Source organism: Lamprobacter sp., from assembly GCF_034860625.1.
Lineage (GTDB): Bacteria > Pseudomonadota > Gammaproteobacteria > Chromatiales > Chromatiaceae > Lamprobacter.
Window position 1 is genome coordinate 1 of sequence record NZ_JAYESN010000638.1, and the last position, 900, is coordinate 900.

Annotated in this window: 1 protein-coding gene; it reads right to left on the reverse strand. The window is 66.8% G+C overall.

Going from position 1 to position 900, the window contains the following annotated elements; all coding sequences use genetic code 11:
• The coding region (locus VBE63_RS30420; RefSeq protein ID WP_323686690.1) for an N-6 DNA methylase at nucleotides 1-900 on the reverse strand (900 nt) is incomplete at both ends.

Consider the following 900-nt stretch of genomic DNA (forward strand, 5'->3'; position numbering starts at 1 on the left):
GGCTTCCGGGAACCGCTCGACGAGCCAGTGGGCCTGACGCCAGAAGTAGCGCACCTGCTTGAGCTGTTCGACGGCCTCCTGGCGGGCGGCGTCGGCGGCCTTGCGGGCGCGGGTGATGTCGCGGCTGTTCCAGACGTTGCTGTCCTTGGCGTTGCACGCCTTCTCGCAGGTCTCGATCAGGCGGGTGGCGAGCTTGTAGAGGAGGTCGCTCTGTTTGACCAGGTTGCGGCTGGTCTCGGCCAGGGGGGCGAGCTGCTCGGTCAGCGTGCTCAGGCCGTCGCTGGGGTCGGGGAGCCGGCCCGCTTTGGCGGTTGCGTCGGCGACGCTGTCTTCGAAGTCTTCCAGGTCGTCGGCGAAGGTGTCCATCGCCTTGTCAAGCTCGGCCAGGGTGTCCGCGTGGGGACCGTCCAAGGCCAGCGTGTCCAGGAAAGGCCGCAGCGACTCGACCAGCTCGGCGACGGCGTCCAGATAGCCGGGCACCGTGCCGGGGAGCAGCTCGTCCTCGGTCTCCTGCTCGCAGCAGGCCTCGGCCGCTTCCAGCACTTGGGCCAGATAGTCGGAGATCAGATCCAGGAAGCGTTCGTTCTCGCCGCGATAGAGCCAGACGATGGCGAGCAGGTTCTGCTGCTGCTCTGGGCTGAAGTCGTAGATCTTGCGCGTGACCTTGCGGTAGATGTTGCGCGCATCGAGCATCAGCACCTTGTCCCGATGGGCCTCCGGCTTGGCGCGGTTCAGGAACCACAGCTCGCAGGGGACGGTGCGGGTGTAGAAGAAGTTGGAGCGGATGGCAATCATTAGATCGACGTCGCCGGTCTCCACCAGCTTCTGCCTGAGTGCAGCCTCGCCGCCACCCGCACTGGACGCCTGGGAGGACATCACAAAGCCGGCGCGCCCGCGCGC